This window comes from Cronbergia sp. UHCC 0137 (assembly GCF_034932285.1).
Classification (GTDB): domain Bacteria; phylum Cyanobacteriota; class Cyanobacteriia; order Cyanobacteriales; family Nostocaceae; genus Cronbergia.
The window spans coordinates 63,850-88,026 of the sequence record NZ_JAYGHC010000019.1; the positions used below are offsets into that span (position 1 = coordinate 63,850).

Annotated in this window: 27 protein-coding genes; 9 read left to right on the forward strand and 18 right to left on the reverse strand. The window is 36.4% G+C overall.

Annotated features, from left to right (window positions below; genetic code table 11):
- Positions 1-340 precede the first annotated feature (340 nt).
- Together menD and VB711_RS11835 are read left to right on the forward strand one after the other, a co-directional pair.
- Positions 341-2,071 carry a 2-succinyl-5-enolpyruvyl-6-hydroxy-3-cyclohexene-1-carboxylic-acid synthase gene (gene menD / locus VB711_RS11830; protein ID WP_323286213.1) on the forward strand — a complete coding sequence of 577 codons (1,731 nt, stop codon included), beginning with the start codon at positions 341-343 and terminating at the stop codon, positions 2,069-2,071.
- Positions 2,072-2,125: 54 nt separating this feature from the next.
- On the forward strand, positions 2,126-2,602 hold the full coding sequence (locus tag VB711_RS11835; protein WP_323286214.1) for a DUF1499 domain-containing protein: 477 nt from the start codon (positions 2,126-2,128) through the stop codon (positions 2,600-2,602).
- 31 nt (positions 2,603-2,633) lie between these two features.
- Here VB711_RS11835 and VB711_RS11840 read toward each other — a convergent pair whose 3' ends face one another.
- On the reverse strand, positions 2,634-3,089 hold the full coding sequence (locus VB711_RS11840; protein WP_323286215.1) for a hypothetical protein: 456 nt from the start codon (positions 3,087-3,089) through the stop codon (positions 2,634-2,636).
- Between the two features lie 31 nt (positions 3,090-3,120).
- Here VB711_RS11840 and VB711_RS11845 point away from each other — a divergent pair, with 31 nt between their 5' ends.
- The 3 genes from VB711_RS11845 to VB711_RS11855 all read left to right on the forward strand — a co-directional run bounded on the left by VB711_RS11845 (position 3,121) and on the right by VB711_RS11855 (position 7,922).
- Entirely contained in the window at positions 3,121-3,321 is a 201-nt protein-coding gene (locus tag VB711_RS11845; protein ID WP_323286216.1) for a hypothetical protein, read from the forward strand.
- A 126-nt stretch (positions 3,322-3,447) separates the two neighbouring features.
- A complete protein-coding gene (gene gcvP, locus VB711_RS11850; protein WP_323286217.1) occupies positions 3,448-6,342 on the forward strand; it encodes an aminomethyl-transferring glycine dehydrogenase in 2,895 nt (964 codons plus the stop codon).
- Between the two features lie 140 nt (positions 6,343-6,482).
- A complete protein-coding gene (locus VB711_RS11855) occupies positions 6,483-7,922 on the forward strand; it encodes a hypothetical protein (RefSeq protein WP_323286218.1) in 1,440 nt (479 codons plus the stop codon).
- A gap of 298 nt (positions 7,923-8,220) precedes the next feature.
- Here the strand turns inward: VB711_RS11855 and VB711_RS11860 are convergent, their stop codons facing one another.
- The 4 genes from VB711_RS11860 to VB711_RS11875 form a co-directional block, all read right to left on the reverse strand.
- A complete protein-coding gene (locus VB711_RS11860; RefSeq protein ID WP_323286220.1) occupies positions 8,221-8,688 on the reverse strand; it encodes a type II toxin-antitoxin system YhaV family toxin in 468 nt (155 codons plus the stop codon).
- The gene (locus VB711_RS11865; protein ID WP_323286222.1) at positions 8,681-9,001 is read right to left on the reverse strand and encodes a hypothetical protein; all 321 of its coding nucleotides are present in this window, start codon (positions 8,999-9,001) and stop codon (positions 8,681-8,683) included. Before VB711_RS11865 ends, VB711_RS11860 begins: the two co-directional genes overlap by 8 nt.
- A gap of 226 nt (positions 9,002-9,227) precedes the next feature.
- Positions 9,228-9,926 (reverse strand): hypothetical protein, encoded by a 699-nt coding sequence (locus tag VB711_RS11870; RefSeq protein WP_323286223.1) that lies wholly within the window; start codon positions 9,924-9,926, stop codon positions 9,228-9,230.
- Positions 9,927-10,522: 596 nt separating this feature from the next.
- Complete coding sequence (locus VB711_RS11875; RefSeq protein ID WP_323286225.1) at positions 10,523-10,924, reverse strand: GxxExxY protein; 402 nt, start codon at positions 10,922-10,924, stop codon at positions 10,523-10,525.
- A 489-nt stretch (positions 10,925-11,413) separates the two neighbouring features.
- On the opposite strand from VB711_RS11875, the gene secD reads away from it, so the two are divergent.
- The 3 genes from secD to VB711_RS11890 all read left to right on the forward strand — a co-directional run bounded on the left by secD (position 11,414) and on the right by VB711_RS11890 (position 14,481).
- Positions 11,414-12,826 carry a protein translocase subunit SecD gene (gene secD, locus VB711_RS11880; RefSeq protein ID WP_323286274.1) on the forward strand — a complete coding sequence of 471 codons (1,413 nt, stop codon included), beginning with the start codon at positions 11,414-11,416 and terminating at the stop codon, positions 12,824-12,826.
- Positions 12,823-13,800, forward strand: a complete 978-nt coding sequence (gene secF, locus VB711_RS11885; protein WP_323286227.1) for a protein translocase subunit SecF — start codon at positions 12,823-12,825, stop codon at positions 13,798-13,800. The genes secD and secF overlap by 4 nt, the downstream gene beginning before the upstream one ends.
- 306 nt (positions 13,801-14,106) lie before the next feature.
- Positions 14,107-14,481 (forward strand): hypothetical protein, encoded by a 375-nt coding sequence (locus tag VB711_RS11890; protein WP_323286228.1) that lies wholly within the window; start codon positions 14,107-14,109, stop codon positions 14,479-14,481.
- A 36-nt stretch (positions 14,482-14,517) separates the two neighbouring features.
- Here VB711_RS11890 and VB711_RS11895 read toward each other — a convergent pair whose 3' ends face one another.
- From VB711_RS11895 to bchB, 13 genes are all read right to left on the reverse strand, one after another.
- Complete coding sequence (locus VB711_RS11895) at positions 14,518-15,021, reverse strand: DUF2085 domain-containing protein (RefSeq protein WP_323286229.1); 504 nt, start codon at positions 15,019-15,021, stop codon at positions 14,518-14,520.
- 125 nt (positions 15,022-15,146) lie between these two features.
- Positions 15,147-15,611: a hypothetical protein gene (locus tag VB711_RS11900; protein WP_323286230.1), complete on the reverse strand. Its 465-nt coding sequence runs from the start codon at positions 15,609-15,611 to the stop codon at positions 15,147-15,149.
- A 229-nt stretch (positions 15,612-15,840) separates the two neighbouring features.
- Positions 15,841-16,206 (reverse strand): hypothetical protein, encoded by a 366-nt coding sequence (locus VB711_RS11905; RefSeq protein WP_323286231.1) that lies wholly within the window; start codon positions 16,204-16,206, stop codon positions 15,841-15,843.
- On the reverse strand, positions 16,196-16,459 hold the full coding sequence (locus tag VB711_RS11910; RefSeq protein WP_323286233.1) for a Fis family transcriptional regulator: 264 nt from the start codon (positions 16,457-16,459) through the stop codon (positions 16,196-16,198). Before VB711_RS11910 ends, VB711_RS11905 begins: the two co-directional genes overlap by 11 nt.
- Before the next feature lie 22 nt (positions 16,460-16,481).
- Complete coding sequence (locus VB711_RS11915; protein WP_323286234.1) at positions 16,482-17,198, reverse strand: PIN domain-containing protein; 717 nt, start codon at positions 17,196-17,198, stop codon at positions 16,482-16,484.
- Positions 17,199-17,201: 3 nt separating this feature from the next.
- On the reverse strand, positions 17,202-17,837 hold the full coding sequence (locus VB711_RS11920; protein WP_323286236.1) for a hypothetical protein: 636 nt from the start codon (positions 17,835-17,837) through the stop codon (positions 17,202-17,204).
- Positions 17,838-17,987: 150 nt separating this feature from the next.
- On the reverse strand, positions 17,988-18,185 hold the full coding sequence (locus VB711_RS11925; protein ID WP_323286238.1) for a type II toxin-antitoxin system Phd/YefM family antitoxin: 198 nt from the start codon (positions 18,183-18,185) through the stop codon (positions 17,988-17,990).
- A gap of 133 nt (positions 18,186-18,318) precedes the next feature.
- Entirely contained in the window at positions 18,319-18,684 is a 366-nt protein-coding gene (locus VB711_RS11930; protein WP_323286239.1) for a hypothetical protein, read from the reverse strand.
- On the reverse strand, positions 18,674-18,967 hold the full coding sequence (locus VB711_RS11935; protein WP_323286240.1) for a helix-turn-helix transcriptional regulator: 294 nt from the start codon (positions 18,965-18,967) through the stop codon (positions 18,674-18,676). Before VB711_RS11935 ends, VB711_RS11930 begins: the two co-directional genes overlap by 11 nt.
- A gap of 2 nt (positions 18,968-18,969) precedes the next feature.
- Positions 18,970-19,314, reverse strand: a complete 345-nt coding sequence (locus VB711_RS11940) for a type II toxin-antitoxin system RelE/ParE family toxin (RefSeq protein ID WP_323286241.1) — start codon at positions 19,312-19,314, stop codon at positions 18,970-18,972.
- A 128-nt stretch (positions 19,315-19,442) separates the two neighbouring features.
- Positions 19,443-19,724: a type II toxin-antitoxin system prevent-host-death family antitoxin gene (locus tag VB711_RS11945; protein ID WP_323286242.1), complete on the reverse strand. Its 282-nt coding sequence runs from the start codon at positions 19,722-19,724 to the stop codon at positions 19,443-19,445.
- A 126-nt stretch (positions 19,725-19,850) separates the two neighbouring features.
- Positions 19,851-20,102 carry a DUF4926 domain-containing protein gene (locus VB711_RS11950; RefSeq protein ID WP_323286243.1) on the reverse strand — a complete coding sequence of 84 codons (252 nt, stop codon included), beginning with the start codon at positions 20,100-20,102 and terminating at the stop codon, positions 19,851-19,853.
- Positions 20,103-20,723: 621 nt separating this feature from the next.
- Complete coding sequence (gene bchB, locus VB711_RS11955) at positions 20,724-22,250, reverse strand: ferredoxin:protochlorophyllide reductase (ATP-dependent) subunit B (protein WP_323286244.1); 1,527 nt, start codon at positions 22,248-22,250, stop codon at positions 20,724-20,726.
- 383 nt (positions 22,251-22,633) lie between these two features.
- Here bchB and VB711_RS11960 point away from each other — a divergent pair, with 383 nt between their 5' ends.
- Positions 22,634-23,941, forward strand: a complete 1,308-nt coding sequence (locus VB711_RS11960; RefSeq protein ID WP_323286245.1) for an aminopeptidase P N-terminal domain-containing protein — start codon at positions 22,634-22,636, stop codon at positions 23,939-23,941.
- Positions 23,942-24,177 lie beyond the last annotated feature (236 nt).

The window sequence follows — 24,177 nt, forward strand, 5'->3', positions numbered from 1 at the left end:
TTTCAACCCTTATTCCTTGCACCTGATTCACCTTTTCAACCTTCAAACTCTTGATATATCTCAGTTTTAGGTTTATTAAGCAAGCCCTAACTATGATCACGGTTTTAAAGGATTAAGAGGATTAATTTAGGACTTTCTACGGTGCGTCAGACCCAATAATTTCACCATCATTAGCCATATTTTTCCATCTGACGCACCCTACTAATTATGATCATGGATTTAGAGGATTAATTCACGACTTACGCAAAATATCTCTCAAAACCTCATTTCTCTGTGAACTCTGTGCCTCTGTGGTTCGTTTTTGACTCCTAATTTCTGTAATATTACAAATATTCTATAAATGCAAGTTAATTTTAATAATCTTAATCAACTTTGGTCTTATGTGTTAACCGAAACCCTCAAGCGTCTGGGTTTAAAGACTGCTGTTATTTGTCCCGGTTCTCGTTCTACTCCTCTGACCCTGGCTTTTGTCCAGCAAGCACCGGATATTGAAGCGATTCCTATTTTAGATGAACGTTCGGCCGCTTTTTTTGCTTTGGGACAAGGGAAAGCGACGGGACGGCCTGCGGTGTTGGTCTGTACTTCTGGGACAGCAGGAGCAAATTTTTATCCAGCAGTAATCGAAGCTAAGGAAAGTCGAGTTCCTTTGTTAATTTTAACTAGCGATAGACCAGCAGAAATGCGCGAGTGTCATTCTGGACAAACAATCGACCAGATAAAACTCTACGGTAATTATCCTAACTGGCAGTCAGAGCTAGCTTTACCATCGGCAGACATAGGTATGCTATCTTATCTCAGACAAATCATAATCCATAGTTGGGAAAGTTGTCAATATCCTACAGGAGGAATAGTACATTTAAATGTTCCTTTTCGTGATCCTTTGACACCTATTGATGATGGCACAGATTTGATATTAGATGTTGAAGATTTTTTCGCGGGAATAGATTACACCCAATCACCAACTACATATTTTCCATTACCTAAAATATGGGAATCATGTCAACGCGGTTTGATTATTGCAGGTGTAGCCCAACCTAAACAACCTGAAGAATATTGTAGAGCGATCGCGCTTCTTTCTCAATCTCTCCAATGGCCTGTTTTAGCTGAGGGACTTTCCCCTGTGAGGAATTATTCAGACTTAAATCCCTATTTAATTTCTACCTACGATATCATTTTACGCAATCACCAATTAGCTAAAGAGTTAACTCCAGAGATGGTAATTCAAATTGGTGAAATGCCTACCAGTAAAGAATTGCGTAATTGGTTAATTAGTACAAAATCTCAAAGATGGATAATTGATCATTCTGGGCGAAATCTAGATCCTTTACATGGGAAAACCATACATTTTAGGACATCTATAGAAAATTTGATTTATGGGGAAGAAAAACAATTTTGTTCTAGAAATAAAATAACATCTGAATATTTGAAAAACTGGTGTAATGCGGAAAATACAATCAGAAAAAAAATTGATGGGAATTTTGAAGAATTAGATGAATTAATTGAAAGTAAAGCGGCTTGGTTAATTTCTCAAACTCTACCACCAGGGACACCATTATTTATTTCTAATAGTATGCCGGTGCGGGATGTGGAATTTTTCTGGAAACCAAATTATTTAGGAATAAAATCTTATTTTAACCGTGGCGCAAATGGAATTGATGGAACTTTATCGACTGCTTTAGGAATAGCACATCATCAACAAAGTGCAGTTTTATTAACAGGTGATTTGGCTCTTTTGCATGATACGAATGGGTTTTTAATTAGAAATAAATTTATTGGACATTTAACAATTATTTTAATAAATAACAACGGTGGAGGAATTTTTGAGATGTTACCTATTGCCAAATTTGATCCACCTTTTGAAGAATTTTTTGCCACACCTCAAGATATTGATTTTGGTCAGCTATGTGCTACTTATAGTGTACAGCATGAATTGATTAGTTCTTGGAAAGAATTATCAGAAAAATTGAATATTTTACCAAATACAGGAATTAGGGTTTTAGAAATCAGAACAAATCGCAAATTTGATGCTAGGTGGAGAAAGGAAAACTTAGAGAAATTTAGCCAAATATAATGCTGTTTAATGGTAGAATGTTTCTAGCGATCGCACTACCTACTCAAACACATTATGTATCTTCTAGCAACAGCATTTTTAGCTCGGTTTCGGGTTATTATTTTAGCATTGTTTCTAACAGTGTCCGTTAATCTAACATTTCCCGCTTCTACTTGGGCTTTGGGACTTGAATCAGGAAATCTTGCACCTTGTCCAGCTTCCCCTAACTGTGTTGTTAGTCAAAATGCTGATTCTGAACACGCTATTGAGCCAATTTTTTATCATTTAGACCGTGATACAGTACGGAAAACTTTACTAAAAGTTCTCACTGTTGTTCCCCGCACAGAAGTGATAGTACAAACAGATAATTACATTCATGCTATTTCTAAAAGCCGCATCTTTAAATTTATAGATGATGTTGAATTTTATCTCCCTGCTGATAAATCAGTAATCCATATTCGTTCTGCTTCTCGCGTTGGAGATTCAGATTTTGGTGTTAATCGTAGACGGTTAGAACAAATTCGTCTGGCTCTAAGCGAATTAAATATATGATATGAATTAGATTCACCCAGAGGTTAACATCTTATTCAGAAATATCTTGATTAGCTTTGGGTATGGGAAAGGTGAGAGTCCAATTCTGTTTATCATTGAGACGAGAATATAACCCTTGGAGAATTAGCTGGATAGCACTTCGACTTTTGACGTAATATCTCACCAAATGGGTTCCCGGTTCAGCAAAAACATCATCATAATTTTCGCTGTAACCAAATGGAGTAGAACAGTATTGGCGATTACCTGGAACTGAAAGTACAAAAAAAGGAGTTTGTTTATAAACATCGGGAATCATGAAAATTCCATATACATGATGTTCACCTAGCCACGGTTTAACAACAACCTCAGTTGCTTGTACTTGAAAATTTTTATTTTTTACTTTCACCAACTGGACAAGACTACAATTAGAATCATTTACAGGCCACCAAATAGTTATAATTAGCAAAGAAAGTAACAAAATTGAACCATAAGTTAATCGACGACGCATATTAAAAAATGTGGGTGGTTTGGGACAATGTATGGCAGAAATGTACGCAGCTAGGTTATTTAATGAACGGGAAGGAAACAGAATTACAGAAATTTATGGAGTGGTGACTACGGGAGAAATTTGGAAATTTTTAAAGTTATCTGGTGAAAGAGTGCAGGTTGATTTGGTAGAGTATTTTTTAAATAATGTAGACAAGATTCTGGGAATATTGGCAAGTGGCGTAAGTATTTAAACTTGCAATTTTACACAAACCTGTACTTAAATAGTAGCGATCGCTAATTTAGATCCTAGAAAAAACCGTAAAATATTAAAGTAGTCATTACAATATATTAATCTAGTAACCTTTGGAGAACAATTTGTGGTAGCTAATCTATCCCGCACAGAACCTAGTGATAACAAAATTGTGGCTAACAATAGTCAGAAATTGAGTAACTTTACACAAAGGCACATCGGTGTTAACGTTGATGATCTTCAGCAAATGCTTGATGTTTTAGGATTTTCTAGCCTAGATGCCTTAATTGATCAAACAGTACCACAGACAATTCGCTTTAACCAAGAGCTAAAATTACCAGCAGCACAAAGCGAATATACAGCACTGGCAAAATTAAAACAAATAGCCAACAAAAATCAAGTTTATCGCTCATTTATTGGCATGGGCTATTATGATTGTATTACCCCGGCAGTCATTCAACGCAACATCTTAGAAAATCCTGGTTGGTACACAGCATATACCCCTTATCAGCCAGAAATTGCTCAAGGACGTTTGGAAGCATTGCTAAATTTCCAAACCATGATCATTGATTTAACGGGTTTAGAAATTGCTAACGCTTCTTTGTTAGACGAAGCAACAGCAGCAGCAGAAGCCATGAGTATGAGTTATGGAGTCTGCAAAAATAAAGCCAACAGCTATTTTGTATCCCGTGAATGTCATCCCCAAACCATTGATGTATTGCAAACTAGAGCTAAACCTCTGGGAATAAATATCATTATCGGTGATCATCAAACTTATGATTTTGCAGAACCGATTTTTGGTGCAATTCTCCAATATCCTGCCAGTGATGGTACAATTTACGACTACCGTAATGTAATAGAAAAGTCTCATGCTCAGGGTGCATTGGTGACTGTAGCCGCAGATCCTCTCAGTTTAACATTACTTACACCCCCCGGTGAATTTGGGGCTGATATTGCCGTAGGCAGCACCCAACGCTTCGGTATTCCCTTGGGCTTTGGGGGACCACACGCTGCTTATTTTGCCACGAAGGAAGAGTATAAACGGCTAGTTCCAGGGCGAATTGTTGGTGTATCAAAAGACGTGAATGGCAAACCTGCATTACGTCTAGCTTTGCAGACCCGTGAACAGCATATCCGCAGAGATAAAGCTACGAGTAATATTTGTACAGCGCAGGTATTATTGGCCGTGATGGCTAGTATGTACGCAGTGTATCATGGACCGGATGGACTGAGAGCGATCGCTCAAAATATCCACCAGTTAACCGCAACTTTAGCCGCAGGATTGAAAAAGCTAGGATACAAAATTAGTTCTGAAAACTTCTTTGATACATTGCGGGTAGAATTAGGAAATATCAGATTAGATGCAATTCTTGACGCTGCAAACGAGAGAAATATTAACTTACGCGTCTTTGATAATTCAAATGTTGGTATTTCTTTAGATGAAACTACCACACCAGAAGATTTAATTGACATTTGGCAGATTTTCGCTTTTACAGATAATCTACCTTTCACTGGAGAAGAATTAAATACTCTTCCCAATTATCAATTATTACGTGAAAGCAAATATCTTACACACCCAGTTTTCAACCGTTATCATTCAGAAACCGAGTTATTACGTTATCTACATCAGCTAGAAACTAAGGATTTATCATTAACTACATCAATGATTCCCTTGGGTTCCTGCACAATGAAGTTAAATGCAACTTCGGAAATGATCCCTGTAACATGGGCAGAATTTGGTAAAATACATCCTTTTGCACCAATTTCGCAAACAAGAGGTTATCAAATTCTTTTCCAGCAATTAGAAGCATGGTTAGGAGAAATTACTGGTTTTGCCGGAATTTCGCTTCAACCAAATGCAGGTTCTCAAGGTGAATATAGCGGACTTTTGGTAATTCATGAATATCATCAAAGTCGTGGAGAAGGACACCGGAATGTTTGTTTAATTCCTCAGTCTGCACACGGAACAAATCCGGCAAGTGCGGTAATGTGTGGAATGAAAGTTGTAGGAATTGCTTGTGATGATCAAGGTAATATTGACATTGAAGATTTAAAGGCCAAAGCAGAAAAATACAGTCATGAACTTGCGGCTTTAATGGTGACATATCCTTCAACTCATGGTGTATTTGAAGAAGCAATTCAAGATATCTGTGCTATTGTTCATGATCACGGTGGACAGGTTTACATGGACGGGGCTAATATGAATGCCCAAGTGGGAATTTGTCGTCCTGGTGATATTGGTGCAGATGTCTGTCACTTGAATTTACACAAAACCTTCTGTATTCCTCATGGTGGTGGTGGTCCCGGTATGGGTCCCATTGGTGTCGCTTCCCATCTTGTACCGTTTTTACCTGGACATTCTGTGGTAAAAATGGGTGGTAAATTGGGTGCTATTTCTGCTGCACCTTGGGGTAGTGCGAGTATTTTGGTTATTTCTTGGATGTATATTATCATGATGGGTGCAGATGGGTTGACACAAGCAACCAAAATCGCCATTCTTAATGCTAATTACATCGCTAAGAGATTAGAGTCATATTATCCTGTTTTGTATCAGGGAAAAAATGGTTTGGTGGCACATGAATGTATTTTAGATTTGCGAAGTTTGAAGAAATCAGCGCATATCGAAATTGATGATGTTGCGAAGCGTTTAATGGATTATGGTTTCCATGCACCGACTGTTTCCTGGCCTGTAGCTGGGACGATTATGGTTGAACCAACGGAAAGTGAATCTAAACAAGAATTAGATCGTTTTTGTGATGCTTTGATTGCGATTCGTGAGGAAGTTGCGGCAATTGAATCTGGTAAAATGGATATTCAAGATAATGTCTTGAAGAATGCACCTCACACTGCGGAAAGTTTGATTATTGGTGAATGGAATCATTGCTATTCGCGTGAACAAGCTGCTTATCCTGCAAGTTGGACTAAGGAATATAAGTTCTGGCCAAGTGTGGGGAGAATAGATGCTGCTTTTGGGGATAGGAATTTTGTTTGTTCTTGTTTACCTATGGAGGCTTATAGTTAATTAATTGTAGGGTGCGTTAATGAAATGTAACGCACCGTTTTGATTGTGAATAAGGTGCGTTATGCTGACGCTAACGCACTCTAATTTTCTGTATGATGTAAAAATAAAGTTTAATTTATTTAATTAAACAGGAGTTTTATATGGTTAGATATGCTTTAAATAAGGATGATATTCTCATTGATGCTCAATTCGGATCATATAAAAAAAGTGATATTTTTAAATGTATATTCTGTAACTGTCAACTTTTCTATAAAAAAGCACATCATAAAACACGCAAAGAAAAACCATTCTGGGTTTCTGCACATTTTTCTCATAATGCCAATATAGAAGACAATAAAGAAAATGAAATAGATTGTATAAGCAATAAATTTGTTAGCAGTAAAGGTGAAAGTTCAACCCATAGAGAAGCCAAAAATGAAGCAACACTTCTACTTAAATCAACTACTCAAATATACTTTAAACAAGATAAATTCCAACCTATTCAAGAATATCAATACCCAGGAAGAAGGGCAGATATTGCGGTAGTTAATAAAAATGGGATAGGTTTTCTTAATTACGAAATACAGACTTCACCTACAGGATTTGACTCTATCAAACAAAGAATAGATAAGGATAGAAGTAATTATGTAGGACAAACAATTTATGCAATTGGAGAAATAGACAGAAAAGGAGACTGGGGCAAAGGTGTTGGCGGTTTAGGTGCTACTCAAAGTACACTTTTAGATTCATGTATACGTCAATATGGAATAGCCCAAGATATTCAAACAGTTGTCACTCAGATTGAGCGCATAACTTTTCTAGACAAGAGAACTGGATTTACTTATACAGACGACAAAAATTTAGAACAATACATTCAATTTAATCAATACAATGAAAAACATGGACATAAGAAAATTAGTAATGTTACTACAGATACAACCGCAGAAGTTATACACGAATCAATTCTAGAACATGAAAAACTTATGAAAAATCCCATAATAATTGATATGGGTTCAACAAATAACTCTTCTGTTTTTCCTATAGATGATATATCTGATGAATTTAATGATGATGACGACGATACAGATAAATATGAAACACCTATATCAGAATTAAGTTCCAAATCACTTAGTAATCTCAAGCTAGTCTGTAAAACAAATCAAGGACATATAGGTGCGGCAATAGAATTTAATATTCACATCCAAAAAGCAAAAACTGTCTTGTTAGGAGAAAGAGTAGATTCTTATCAGTGGATAGATTTTGAATATTTGTATATATCAAAAGCAGATTTTACTTCAACTACAAACTCATATCAAAAAACTGACTTAGAAGAACAACAAGAAAATTCTTCATATTTAGAAATTATTAACAGAGAAATAATTACTATTGATAAACTCAACGCAATCAAAGATTTTAATCAGGAAATTGCAAGTAAAGTACAGAGAGTTAAAATTGGTGACAGATGCACTTGTATTAATGCACCTAATTGGTTTAATCCTCATGGAGAGAGAATAAAGGATATTAAAGATGGAAAAGTCGTTTTTGACTATTATAAATCTATTCCTATAGAGGAAGTGATTCGCATTGAATCTGTGGAATAGAATAAAGGCTTATCTTCTAGTGCGATCGCTCATTTTGTAGGTTGGGTTGAGGAACGAAACCCAACATTTTCACCTAAATATGATGATCAATTTGTTGGGTTTCACTGCGTTCTACCCAACCTACAGTTTGTAAGGTGGGTTGGTAATTTGTAGGTTATTGGTGGGATGCTAGTGTGTTAATTTTGTATGCTTTGGAGCGATAGCTACGCTCGCCGCAGGCATCGCCTCGAAAATTATTGATGTTACCGTAGTTAATTAATTGTAGGGTGCGTTACATTTCATTAACGCACCCTACGGACTACTCCGAGTTGTCCATATTTACCTCACAATCTCCTAATAACTCATCCAAACTATCTGGAAAAGTCCCTCTTGTTACCATTTTAGTAAACACCTGATAACAGTCATCCTTAGCACCCTCTTTACGCAGAAACCCCAACCACAAAATCACAATTGCTTTTAATTCTGGGGTATCAAACACCCGAAAAAATAGCCGATACCGTTCTGGTAAACCCATTTTTTTGACTCGACTATAGCGTTTTAATGCAGCCGTTAATGCAAAATGACTAGCAAAAGGATCAGCAGGAATTTTAGTTTCAATTGCTATCGTAATTGCTGCAAAAAGTTTTACAGTTGCATGAGTTTTAAACTCAGCTTCTGGTAATTGTTCACGCAAATTAGCAACGCGATTTGATAATGCTTGATATTGAGTACCAAATAGTTGAGGATGGAAATAAATCTCCCAATTGTTACTAACAAATTTACTCATCCTCTAATTGCACACCTTCAATTAGTTTATGAGCAGTTTCAGACATTTCTGTTGTATAAGGTTGCAGTGTATTATTTTTCAAGGCTTCTGTGGTAGCAAAATCAAGAAACAGCCGCATTAATAGAGAGTCTTCTGCATCTTCATCATCATGCAATTGAGGAACAATTCGCACAATTGCTGTATCGGGTGATAAAACTTCAATCCAACCATCTGCATTAGCAAATTGGGGATGTTCACGATAAAAATCAGCAGGAAGTCTAAACCCTGCACTGTTACCAATCTTGGTGCTACGAATATTGTAAGAGTTGCTCATTTGTTGTGTATGTACATGATGTAATTACATTATAACAATACTCACATCTTGCACGAATAAATCCTTGATGTATTTTGCTTACACAGTTATGAATTAGCTAGTAGGTTGGGTTGACGCAAGGAAACCCAACATAATGAAAATATCTGATTCATATTTTTTGTCAGAATCAGGATACCCAGGATTTGAGGATTTTCAGGATTGTTATATGATTATTTATGTATCTTAATTAAAGAGGATTATTATTCATAAATCTTCGTACTTCTACAAGTAAATTTTTCTTAACCTGACGCTTCATTTCTACCACTTTTGATTCAGCACTTTCTACTGCTTGTTCAACATTTTTTTCGTTTTTATTCAGGGAAATCATTTCAATAATACTGGCAATTATAAACACAACTATACCAAGAATAATACCCACAACAGCATATTGTCCCATACTTGCTGTACCAAACAAAGCAAATATTAAAAATAGGCAACCAAAACCACCACATCCAGTATATGCCTTATTTTCAGCTTCTTTTTTTGCTTTTGTAACTAGTTCCTCACCTTTCTTATCTGTCTCTCCAACTATCTCTAAATAAGGAACTATAGTGGATACAAAATTATTCATATATAAACGATCACGTTGTCTAGCTAAATTAAGTTTTGCACCTGTATATTTCTCAATAACTTGCAAAATATTATATAAATCTTGAGCTTTCCAAGATGTTCCACAGTCTAAACAAGCATTAACGTTTCTATCTTCACCTGTAACAGCACCAACTGCACCACCAACAATACCGAATAGAGCATACCCAGCAATCGCACGTCCCCAACTTACATCAGTTTCTTGTTTAATTTGGATGTGACTAGAACCACAGTTAGGACAGTTAGCCATATTTACCTCATTTATACTGCTTAATATGCTTACAGTATTATTACTCATTGCGTTAATTTTTGCAACTTTTGATGATGACAAATTTTTTGAGTTTCACTGCGTTCTACCCAACCTACAGTTTTTATGGTGGGTTAGTAATTTGTAAGTTATTGGTGGGATGCTAAAATTTTAATTGTCTGAATCAGGATGTCCAGGATTTTAGGATTTACAGGATTGTGATTTGTAGGTTGTTGGTGGGATGCTGAAATTTTGATTGTCTGAATCAGGATGTCCAGGATTTTAGGATTTACAGGATTGTGATTTGTAAGTTGTAGGTGAGATGCTGAAATTTTAATTGTCTGAATCAGGATGTCCAGGATTTTAGGATTTACAGGATTGTTATTGATGAATTATCTGTGAAGATTGGAATACTATAAAATACAGTTACAGCAATAGTCAAGAAGTAACAGCAAACAATTTAACAAATAATTTATCAATCATCCTAAAATCTATATTTTTCACAGACAATCAAACAATCACATCCTGAAAATCCTCTAATCCTGGTTATCCTGATTCAGACAAAAAAAATGCTCAAAAGTCCCTACTTAAAATCAACGATCACATCCTGAAAATCCTAAAATCCTGAAAATCCTGATTCAGACAAATTAAACCTGATATCTAGGATTAAAAACCTTCTTATATTCCAACTTTAACGCACCAAAATTAATCAATAAACCCACAGGAAAATCATAAGCTAACAAATAGTTTTTCGCTTGTGCTAAATGAACATCATCTAAAGAAATAATCGCTTTCAACTCTACTACAACCTGATCTTCAACTATAAAATCTGCTCTTCGTGTTCCTACTTCAATTCCCTCATAATAAATTGCTTGTTCTACCTCTCTTCCAAAACTTAAACCTGATTTTCTGAGTTCGATTTCCATACATCTTTGATAAATAACTTCCTGAAAACCATTTCCTAAAGTTCGATGTATTTTCATTGCACAGCCATTAATTATATATGTAATTTCGTCTAATTTTAGATTTTGAGTATTAGATGTTTTCATGAATTTTCAGAATGATGATTTGTAAGTTGTTGGTGGGATGCTGAAATTGTAATTGTCTGAATCAGGATGTCCAGGATTTTAGGATTTTCAGGATTATTATTTGTAAGGTGTTGGTGAGTTGCTGAAATTGTAATTGTCTGAATCAGGATATCCAGGATTTTAGGATTTTCAGGATTGTGATTTGTAAGTTGTTGGTGGGATGCTGGAATTTTAATTGTCTGAATCAGGATGTCCAGGATTTTAGGATTTACAGGATTGTTATTGATGAATTATCTGTGAAGATTGGAATACTATAAAATACAGTTACAGTAATAGTCAATAAGTAACATCGAACAAAAAAATCAAACTCATGGCTGATGGCAGATACTGATAAAGTTGGTAACATCGATCCAGCAAGATTGCTCCTGAGCCAAGAAACCATTAAGCAGAAGGACAAGAATTTACCCTGCAAGACTGCTATCATAAGCTTTGTCAGAGATGAGTTATGGTATGCAAAAACAGCGATCGCTATTAGCGTTGATTGTAGTATTGGTTATTGCCGCCATTGCGGTAATTGCCACGATCCCCGTACCACTGGGACTAGACTTGCGGGGGGGTTCACAATTAACAATTCAGGTGAAACCGACAGCAGAAATTAAGGAAATCACCGAACGAGAATTAGAAGCAGTTAAAAAAGTCGTAGAAGGACGGATTAATGGTTTAGGGGTTTCTGAACCGGTGATCCAAACCGTGGGTACAGATAAAATCCTCGTCCAACTACCAGGGGTAAATGACCCAGAACAAGCAGAACGGGTATTAGGTGGTGTAGCGCAGTTAGAATTTCGTCTCCAAAAACCGAATACAGAAACTCAATTATTTGCAATTCGAGTCTCCCAAAGAGAACTAGAAAACAAACAGCAAGAATTGAGAATTAGCAAAGATGAAGCCGCAATTGCTAAAAATCAGGAAGATTTGCTCAAAAATAATCAAGAGATCATTAACTTATTTGAAAGTACAGATCCACCACTCACAGGTAAATACCTGAAAAATGCTCAAGGACAACCAACCCAAGGTAACAACTGGGATGTTCTGATCGAGTTTGATGTCAAAGGTGGTGAATTATTTGCCGAAATCACCAAAAAACTAGCCGGAACTGGACGTAGCATCGGCATTTTTCTAGATAATGAATTGATTAGTTCCCCCACAGTGGGTCCAGAATTTGCCGCTACGGGGATTACTGGTGGTAATGCCGTAATTACAGGGCGATTTCAGGCAGAAGAAGCGAACGATTTAGGTGTACAATTACGTGGGGGTGCATTACCCGTACCAGTAGAAATTGCAGAGAGACGAACAGTAGGGGCAACTTTGGGTAAAGATAGTATTAAAAGCAGTATTTATGCTGGAATTGGTGGTCTAATTTTAGTATTGATATTTATGATATTTTACTATCGACTACCAGGAGCGATCGCCGATGTTTCACTCTTAATTTACTCCTTGTTCACCTGGGCTGCCTTTGCGCTGTTAGGTGTCACCCTAACTTTACCAGGAATTGCCGGTTTTATTCTTAGTATTGGTATGGCCGTTGATGCCAACGTGCTAATTTTTGAACGGACAAGGGAAGAAATACAAGCTGGTAAATCTTTGTATCGTTCCGTCGAATCTGGTTTTTACCGCGCCTTTTCTAGTATTTTAGATAGTAACGTTACAACCTGGATTGCTTGTGCAGCCTTATTTTGGCTGGGTTCTGGGTTAGTAAAAGGATTTGCTTTGACCTTGGCTTTAGGGGTGGCCATGAGTATGTTTACCGCAGTTACCTGTAGTCGGACATTAATGTTTTTGGCTATTTCCATTCCTGCTTGGCGGAAAATGGAGCTTTACACTCCTAACGCACCAACAGCAAAGAAAGCAGAGGTGGGATCATGAGACTAAGTATAAACAAATCGCGATCGCTCTGGTGGTCTATTTCCGCAGCCATCATTCTCAGTGGCCTCATCTCGATGGTGATTTCATCCCTAAATCCCAATATCAAAGCCCCCCTCCGTCCCAGTTTAGACTTTATCGGCGGGTCACGTTTACAGTTCGTTCGTGACTGTAGCAAACCCGGAAACTGCGACCAACCAATAGATATCAACATCGTCCGGGAGGTAGCAAAATCCCAAGGTTTAGGAGATAGTAGCATTCAATTAATCTCCGAAAATGGTGCAGAAAATGGGATCACCATTCGCAGCAAAACCCTGGAAACCGAACAGCGTGTCAAATTACAAAACGCGTTAAGTGAAAAAATTGGCACCTTTGACCCCCAAAAAAATCAAATTGACTCCGTAGGACCCACACTAGGAGCAGAATTATTTCGGTCTGGAGTCTTAGCACTGGTAGTTTCCTTTGTGCTGATTACCATTTACATGAGCTTCCGGTTTAAATTAGATTATGCCGTGTTTGCGATCGTTGCTCTACTTCACGATGTTTTAGTCACCGTAGGGGTGTTTTCAATATTGGGTTTGGTTGCAGGGATTGAAGTAGATAGTCTCTTTATCGTAGCCTTGTTGACCATTACAGGCTTCTCAGTTAACGATACCGTCGTAATTTACGATCGCATTCGAGAAACCCTCCAAACCGATACCCAACGTCCAATCGCTGACATTGTTGATGATGCAGTTAATCAAACTTTAACCAGGTCAATTAACACTTCATTCACTACATTGCTCACCTTATTTTCTATCTTCCTCTTTGGTGGTGAAACATTGCGGAATTTTTCTCTAGCCTTAATTGTTGGCTTTACAATGGGAGCATATTCCAGTATTTTTGTTGCTAGTACACTATTAACTTGGTGGAGAGAACGCAGTGAAGATTTATCATTAAAAACTGTTGAAACAACAGCTAGTTCTCAAGATAGTTAAATGCAAGTCAAGGAATAGGGAATGAATTTTTTTCACCTTATTCCTGTAAACCTTTACCTAATACCAAATTTATAGAAACTTGCACCCCATAAAAAGCGCGGAATCGAGATATAATAAGGTATTATTAATGATCTGAAAACCGCTATACTGTTAATATCAGGACTTACGCAAAATACCGCTCAAATCCTTATTCCTCTGTGTTCTCTGCGTCTCTGTGGTTCGTTATTCCGTAACCCTTGCGTAACTCCTAAATATAATCAGCCGATATTTTTAAAACACCATCAAACAGTAATTTGGAATAGAAAATTGGAAAATTCTGACACCACTTTTACTCAACAAGTACAAAAGTTACACCAGCTAACTGTATATGGAAGGTGGCTATTTGTTAGTTGTTTATGGCTGACTATTGGTTCTGTTTCTTTGTGGGATATACGCGAAGAAATTGCTTTGTGGAAACAATACTTTACTTGGTCAGCCTTGCGATATGGTCTTTATTTCCATCCTTTGGCTACTTTTGGGTTATCTTTTTGTATTGGTATGACTGCTTCAGTTTTGATTTGGCAAAGTCGAAACATTCTTATTGGTTTACCACCCCAAGAAAAAGAACGTTTAGAAAAACAAGTTTGTCAAATCCGTAAACAAGGAAAAACGCATCCTTTGTGGAAATGGATTTGTGAATAAATAAGACATTTAGGGCTGATTATTGATCAATAAAAATTATAATGTTTTCCGAGAATGTAGAATAGGCATAGTAAATAAACCCCAAGCCAAACCTGTAATCAAACCAAAAGGTGTAACAATATAATTATTAAAATCCCATAAATCGAAAACCTGCGCGGCTAACTCCAAAGGATAAGCCATCATTAACACAGTAGCAAATACCGCACCATTCCAACCATATTGATTTAACCAAAAAACACCTTTTCCATTAGTTAAACTATACAAAATTCGAGTAATTAACAAACCCGTCACCGTTCCATAACAGCGCATACATACCGCCATAATAAACGGTGGTGCTAACTCCAAACCCAAAGTAGGTTGGGGACATACATGATTACCCATAAAGTAAATAATGTCCGCAATACCCGGAAGCAAAAACACACCCGACGCAGCCAAAAAAGGAGCAAGAGGGGGACCGAAAACCATTCCTGCTAACAAGAAATCAGCCAAAAAACTCACCAAATTAACTTGTACATCCCTTGATAAAACTACTTTTTGCATTTTCTATTCCTTTTTGTGAAACTTTTTTTGACCATCCTTTTTCAATTAAGGACATACTTAATAAATTAGGATCTAATTTTACGTCTTTGGAATTTACAGATAATATGAAATCAAACCATTTTTTTCTACCTATCAGGATGGGAGGTAACGGTAAATTTTTTTGCATAAACAGCAAATTGATTTAATAATGCTGCTGCATCATTACCAATCAGATTTTCAATAAATTCTTGATTGTTTGTTAATTCTGTTGTTACAGGAGTATTTTCAATGGCAGGTTGTACAATTTTTTGAAAGAAATCTACTAAAATTTGATTGTATTCATCAATAGATAATTGACCTTTTTCTGTTGGTACAATATTAGATACAAACCAAGTATTTGGATTTTTCTGGAAAAGTATTAAACCAGCAGGTTCTAAACCATCTCCTGTGATGTGTTCAAAACAGTAGGCTTTTTCTTCTAAGAGAACTCCGTTTTTTTCGCGTTCGTAAGCTCTTGACCAATTGTTTGTACAATTATGGGTTAAATGTTTGATTAATTGGTCAATATCATAGCTATTGAGGTATATATATAAGTCTCGAAATTTTTTCATAGTGATTGTAATATCTAACAATTACTAAAAATAGAATAGCATAATTTTTGTTGATTTAGCTGTCTTCTTCTTTGTCAATTCCCAACTCCTGACGTAATTCGTTGATACTTTGATGATCTAACCCCTTTATTCCCAGTTTTTACAGGGCTGTTAGGAACATCTTGTTTTAGTTCTACCCATGGGAATAAGGTAGCTGTTGTCATGATTTATTTTGTTCGTTGACTATCAGTTAAGCATAGATAACACGCAAAGAGTCTAATTCATTCATGTCAGTAACAACTTTACGTAAAGTTTCACTGAAATAGAAAACTTCATAGTTAGGTGCAAGTTCTTTTTGCAGTTGCTTCCACAAACTAATACCTTCTTTTTCAAAAGCCACTTTTTCTTCTGCACTGAAACCAGGAGAATTACCAGGATCTTCCCAGTTCAATTTTGCATCATAAATATCTGCCCATTTTTCCAAACGGGTAATAGTTTCTTGACTCAGTGGTAATGTTTCTGGGTCAATATTGCCAACTTTATCAGGACTTACCCACCATAAAGGGTAACATTCATAATCAGTCATGAGTTTGATTTTTTCTATTTTAAACAGCATCTACCAATTCAAAACGAATTTTTTTACCAACAACTCTAGCAGCTTTATCAATCGTCTCTAAGGTAACAGAATGATTATCAGGAGATAAAAGTCTATCAACAGATGATCTACTTGTTTTCATTTCCTCAGCCATTGCTGTTTGAATCTGCCAAGCAATAACTCTTTTAATAGCTATTAAATTGATTTCGTCTAATGTTCCATCTTCTTCTAAAAACGCATCAAGAGAAGAACCAATATAAGGATTTTGTGTCATATTTAAGCCTCCATTTTCATAATTATACTCTACCTTCAATAATAGCCAAACCCCATTCCAATTTATTTAAGTATTTGGCATTAATACTAATAAGTTCTTGCTCAAGAGGTAATTTAGGAGCATTGGGTTTTCCATAATCTTGATAATTTGTAGTGATAAAGTAAATATTTTTCTGGAAATTTTTATTTCTCAATTGCTTACCAATGTCTAAAAAAGCCGCAAATATCTGACAGTCTTTAGCTGAATCTTTACCTCTTTGAGCAGGAGCATCACATTTATTAATTCTCTTCATTGCTTCTACATAATGAGAATCATCTATTGCTATTTTCTCACATTTATCTAGGAGACTTTTGGAAAGATTTCCCAGATGTTCAGGGAGATTTAGAGTTTTGATTATTTGTCCAAAATCATGGTTATAATTAAAGATAATATTTGCAGCATTAACCATTTTTTCTCTTTTTAGTTCTGCCCTTTTTATTTCTTCTGTAAGTTCGATTTTGACGGTTTCTATATTTTGTTTCCATTCCGTATAGACTATTTCATTTGTCACTAACCACACACTATGATTATTTAGTTGTGCTTTACTAATTAATTCTAAAGATGCTGATATTTCGTTAGTAGATATATTATCTCGAAATGGAGAACGGATAATATCTAAAATTATGCAAGTGTCTAAAAATAAAACTGGTGCAGGTGCAGAGATAATAATTTCACTTAGCTCTGTCGAACTAATAAACATTCATCATTGTCCTTTTGTATAGTTCAATAAAGCATCTGCAAATTCGTATTCTGTGACTAATTTATCTACTGCTTCTTGTGACCATCCTTTTTCAATTAAGGACATACTTAATAAATTAGAATCTAATTTTACGCCTTTAGAATTTACAGATAATATGAAATCAAACCATTTTTTTCTATCTACAGGATGTGAGGTAACGGTAAATTTATTTGCATAAACAGCAAATTGATTTAATAATGCTGCTGCATCATTACCAATAAGATTTTCAATAAATTCTTGATCGTTTGTTAATTCTGTTGTTACAGGAGTATTTTCAATGGCAGGTTGTACAATTTTTTGAAAGAAATCTACTAAAATTTGATTGTATTCATCAACAGATAATTGACCTTTTTCTGCTGGTACAATATTAGATACAAACCAAGTATTTGGATCTTTCTGGAAAAGTATTAAACCAGCAGGTTCTAAACCATCTCCTGTGATATGTTGAAAACAGTATGCTTTTTCTTCTAAGAGAACTGCGTTTTTTTCGCGTTCGTAAGCTCTTGACCAATTGTTTGTACAATTATCGGTTAAATGTTTGATTAATTGGTCAATATCATAGCTATTTAGGTATATATATAAGTCTCGAAATTTTTTCATAGTGATTGTAATATCTAACAATTACTAAAAATAGAATAGCATAATTTTTGTTGATTTAGCTGTGTTCTTCTTTGTCAATTCCCAACTCCTGATGTAGTTCGTTGATACTTTGCGGTTTTAAGGTTCTGGTTTTTGCTCTTTCTAAAGCAGTTAAAAGACGCGCTGCATTTTTAGGGAGCGCAATAAATGAGTTGTTTCTAATAAACTTTCTAATTCGTCAGCAGCAATAAGGGCGACGTTTTCACCGTCAGGTTGGGTAATAATCATTACTTCTCTATCTGCAACTACTTGAGCGCAGATGTCAGCTAGGTTATTACGAGCATCAGTTAAGTTTGTTTGGTTGGACATGGTGGGATTTTTTCTCATGCTGTAGCTGATATTTTTTAATGTTATCAGTTAGCTTTCTAAACCGTCTGGGAATTAATTTCCAGTCTAATAGCCGAAGTCCGTTAAAACGGACTCAATGATTATTAACTATCAGTTAAGCATAGATAACACGGAAAGAGTCTAATTCATTCATGTCAGTAACAACTTTACCTAATAACTCACTGAAATAAACAACTTCATAATTAGGTGCAAGTTCTTTTTGTAGTTGTTTCCATAAACTAATACCTTCTTCCTCAAAAGCTGCTTCTTCTTCTGGACTCAAATCTGGAGAGTTAGCAGGATCTTCCCAATTCAAACTTGCATTATAGCTTTCTTCCCATTTTTCTAAACGGGTAATAGTTTCTTGACTCAGTGGTAATGTTTCTGGGTCAATATTGCCAACTTTATCAGGACTTACCCACCATAATGGGTAACATCCATAATCAGCCATGAGTTTGATCTTTTCTATTTTAAACAGCATCTACCAATTCAAAACAAATTTTTTTACCAACAACTCTAGCAGCTTTATCAATCGTCTCTAAGGTAACAGAATGATTATCGGGAGATAAAAGTCTATCAACAGATGATCTACTGGTTTTCATTTTCTCAGCCATTGCTGTTTTAGTAATATTTTTCTCTGTCATTGCTGTTTGAATTTGCCAAGCAATAACTCTTTTAATAGCTATTAGATTGATTTCATCTAATGTTCCTTCTTCTTCTAAAAACGCATCAAGAGAAGAACCAATATAAGGATTTTCTGTCATTTTTACGCCTCCAATGTGTGTTTGCGTTCCAAGGCTAAATCTAATTGCTGTTTTGGAGTTTTTTGACTTTTCTTAATAAAGCCATGCAGCAATATCATTTTACCTTCATAGAAACAAAATAATACACGAGCAATTTTATTTTGTGGTAAATTTGTTCTGACTTCAAATAATCCATCACCCATTGGCCGACAGGTTGGCATTCCAATTGGCCAACCAAATTCAACTGTTTTGATATCAGCACCAATCAAAAATCTTTCCTCTTTAGATAAACTTTTTAACCAATCACGAACTGGCTCAGTGCCATTTTCATTTCTATAAAATTCAGCCGGAACTCTTTTATCTGTCATACATCAAACCTAATTAAATGTAGAAGTAGGTATTAGGTATTTTGCATCCTTTTATCTAACAACTACATACGTTTGACTTGATGTTATACTATATTGTACCTTTTTTAGTACATAAAGTCAATAACCATTTATAAGTCAATTCCCGATTCTTGACGTAATTCGTTGATACTTTGCGGTTTTAAAGTTCTGGTTTTTGCTCTTTCTAAAGCAGTTAAAAGACGCGCTGCATTTTTAGGCGATCGCAATAAATGAGTTGTTTCTAATAAACTTTCTAATTCGTCAGCAGCAATAAGGGCGACGTTTTCACCGTCAGGTTGGGTAATAATCATTACTTCTCTATCTGCAACTACTTGAGCGCAGATCTCAGCTAGGTTATTACGAGCATCAGTTAAGTTTGTTTGGTTGGACATAGTGGGATTTTTCCTCATGCTGTAGCTGATATTTTTCAATATTATCAGTTAGCTTTCTCACCCGTCTGGGAATTAATTAAGAGTCTAATAGCCGAAGTCCGTTTTAACGGACTTAATGATTACACTTTAAGTTGTCTGTTTAGTATCATTTTCAATATTTCCCCAACATTCAAGAAGAGGATTAACCCAGGAAATAGGAACATAAACGACATCTAGCGTTTCACCGTCTTCAAAGACTTCTAGAATATATCCTTCTTCTGGCTGAGTTTTGGTAGGATTGAGATGATCTAAGATAACCCCCTTATTACCAGCTTTTACAGGGCTGTTAGGAACATCTTGTTTTAGTTCTACCCATTGGAATAAGGTGGCTGTTGTCATTGTTTAATTCTCACCTGATTTATTAATTAAGGATAGTTTAAAGCCCCCTTAGTGAACTAAGGAGGCTTTGACTATATTAGGGTTTAAAAATTTTTTGTTTAAGTTTTGAGTTTTTTTGTTTAAGTTTTGAGTTTTTTTGTTTAAGTTTAAAGTTTTTTTGTTTAAGTTTTGAGTTTTTTTGTTTAAGTTTTGAGTTTTTTTGTTTTTTCCCTAATACAGTTTTTTTAGAAAAACTTTTCAGAGACTATGTGAGATTTTGACATCTCAGTCTAGATTTTTTTTGTTTTTCTTTTGTTTTTCCTGCCAATTGATAACAATGTTACCCGGACAGGGTGGCGGAATAATTTTACTTCCTTCTGGATGTTTATAATTCAGAAAAAGGCAGATTATTCCTGGTATCAAGCATACTGGTATGCTAACTTTCATAGCTTACTCCTTTCAAAACGAAGTTTACCAGCAAAAAACCCTGGTAAATAGGTTGATTTTTGAAGGAGATACTATGCTCTCAGACATACCGTACTAATATAGTATAGACTTACATAGAGTGTCAATAGCAAAAAAGCAAGTAGTGAAGAACAAATTACCCTTCACCACTCACTCTTATCATCTAACCCCGCAAACCTACGCCCCTACAGACTCCTTGGCTGCATACAAGACTTCAGCCGAGATATCTTTAAAACCGCGATCGCGAGCAAATTTTTCGGTATTTCGCTTCACTTTCCCGCGCACAAAACCAGGAATTTTATTCAATTCTGCTTGTCCATCCTTTGTCCAATTCAAACCAGATTCTGCTGAAATTCCTTTGGTAATTACTTCCTTTGTATCGTGTCCACCAAAGATTTCTAATAGGTGATCTTCCATTCCTAAAGTGAAGGAATTGTAGATTAAATCTGTGATTTGATTTGTTCCTTCATAACCCATAAATGGTTTGTAACCAATGGGAAAATTCTGAACGTGAATAGGTGCAGCTATCACACCACAGGGAGTATCCAACCGCTTACCTACGTGGCGTTCCATTTGTGTTCCAAAAATGGCAGAGGGTTCAACGCGAGCGATCGCATCCCCAATTTCACCATGATCATCTGTAATTAATACTTCATCGCAATATTCACTCACCTGTTCTCTAAACCAGTCAGCATCATATTTACAGTAAGTACCAGCCCATACTACATGAATCCCCATTTCCCTTGATAAAATCTTAGTCAAAGCCGCAGCATGAGTATTGTCACCAAATACTACAGCTTTCTTGCCAGTCAAGTTTTGACAGTCAATAGAACGGGAAAACCAAGCAGCTTGGGATACATGGAGGGTTTGTTCATTGATGTATCCTTCGTAATCAACATTAGCGCCTTGAGCGTTAAGTACCTGCTGAATCTTGCGAATACAACGAGCAGTTTCCACTACACCCATCGGCGTGATATCTATGTAAGGTGTACCAAACTGTTCTTCTAGATATTGAACAGTCATTGGTCCCAATTCCCGATAAGGAGCTAGGTTAAACCACGCGCTGGGCATTTTCTTCAATTCATGAACGGAAGCACCTTCAGGAATAATAGTATTGATTTCAATTCCCAAATCAGCCATTAACCGTTTTAGTTCGGTGCAGTCGTGGTTGTTATGGAAACCCAGAGTAGATATACCAATGATGTTAACCGAAGGCTTTTCAGTTTTACCTGTGGGTAATTCGCCCCGCTTACGGGCTTTTTCGATGTAGTATTGAACGATTTGGTGTAGAGTCCGGTCTGCGGCTTGTAGTTCGTTGTAGCGGTAGTGATTTACATCCGCCAGCATTACGTCCCCTTTTGCTTCCAACTGCGCCCGTTCGACAAAGTTGTGTAGGTCTTCTTGTAAAATACTGGAGGTGCAAGTGGGAGTTAATACAATCAAATCTGGGTGTTCTTCAGCGTCTTTGCGGGTGATGTTGTCTACCACCTTTTCTTGAGAACCACGGGCTAAAACGTTGCGGTCAACCACACTGGTTGTAACTGGGGTGAAATCACGTTCCCGCGATAGCATGGAGCGCATAACGTTAAAGTAATCATCTCCCAAGGGTGCGTGCATGATTGCATGAACGTTTTTAAATGAACTCGCAACCCGCAATGTGCCAATGTGGGCGGGTCCTGCATACATCCAGTAAGCTAATTTCATTCGGTCTTCTCCCTTTGCAACTTAAATAAAAATAAGTGCTTGATTATTAAATCGCTTTTAATTGTCTCAAAACTGGGAGCTAGGAAGAAATAGGACTTTTTGCTGATTTATTTGGTGATCAATAGCTGAAACCCTTTTAATGATTGGGGTCTAGCCTCTTACTTAAACAATATTCATGTTGTTTAATTAAATAACTCTTAATGATTCGACAAATATTTTTATTAACAGGACTTACGCAAAATACCGCTCAAATCCTTATTCCTCTGTGTCCTCTGCGTCTCTGTGGTTCGTTATAATTTTTGATTATATGTTGTTAGTTAGGGAACTTAGGCAAATATTTAGCTAAAATAATCTAAATTAGACTTTGGGTAATAAATTTAGCTATGCTTCAGGAATATCGGCAGCGTCGTGAGCAGTTAATGGCAAAAATTGGCAATGGTACAGCGATTTTCCGCAGTGCGCCAACAGCAGTGATGCACAACGATGTCGAATATGTTTATCGTCAAGATAGTGATTTCTTTTATTTAACAGGCTTTAACGAGACGCAAGCGGTAGCTGTATTAGCACCTCATCATGCAGAACATCGTTTTGTGTTGTTTGTGCAACCCAAGGATTTAGAAAAGGAAGTTTGGAGTGGTTATCGTTGTGGGGTGGATGCAGCGAAGGCAATTTATGGGGCTGATGAGGCTTATTCTATCGCTGATTTAGAGGAAAAGTTACCCCAGTATTTAGAAAAGGCTGACCGGATTTATTATCATTTCGGGCGCGATCGCTCTTTTAATGATACCATCATCCAACATTACCAATCTCTACTCAGAACCTATCCCAAGCGGGGTACGGGTCCGGTGGCTATTGAAGATACTGGGCTTGTGATGGGCAGCATGAGAATGGTAAAAAGTCAAGCTGAATTAGAATTAATGCGAAAAGCGGTAGAAATCGCTGTTGAAGCCCACGAACACGCTTTCAAAATTACCGCCCCCGGACGTTATGAGTACGAAATCCAAGCAGAGATAGAACATATTTTCCGGTTACGGGGAGGAATGGGACCAGCTTATCCTTCAATTGTGGCGGCGGGGAAAAATGCTTGTGTATTACATTACATTGAGAATAATTGCCAGATGCAAGAAAATGACCTGCTGTTAATTGATGCGGGTTGTTCCTACAATTACTATAATTCTGATATCACCAGGACTTTTCCGGTGAATGGGAAATTTACACCAGAACAAAAAACGCTGTATGAACTGGTTTTAGAAGCACAAAAACAAGCGATCGCTCAAGTACAGCCAGGTAACAATTTCAAAGATCCCCATGATAAAGCTGTGCGTATTCTCACTGAAGGGTTAGTTGAACTGGGATTACTCAAAGGTGAAATAGACAAATTAATTGAAGAAGAAAAATACAAAGCCTTTTATATGCACCGTACCAGTCATTGGTTAGGTTTGGATGTTCACGATTCAGGTATTTATCAACTTGGTGAAAATCCGCAGATTTTACAACCAGGTCAAGTATTAACCATAGAACCAGGACTTTATATAGTACCTGAAACCAAACCCGCAGAAGATCAACCAGAAATTGATCCCCGTTGGTTAGGAATTGGGATTCGTATTGAAGATGATGTGTTAGTTACCACAGATGGTCATGAAGTTTTAACTGCGGGAGTCCCCAAAGAAATAGAGAAAATGGAAAGGTGAAAACAGACAGATCTTTAAATTAGGATATATAAAGTTATTTCAAAAACAAAATATGTCCCTTTTAATTTAAAAAAAAGGTTTGGTTCACGACCAAACCTCTATAATTGCTGTGCTTAACAACGTACTAAATTAATTTAGTCCTAGTCTGCTTACAGATCATCTTCCTAGAGGATGTGTACAAATACTCATAAACATGATAAAGCATTAATTATTCATCAGATTAAATTGGCTTTTAA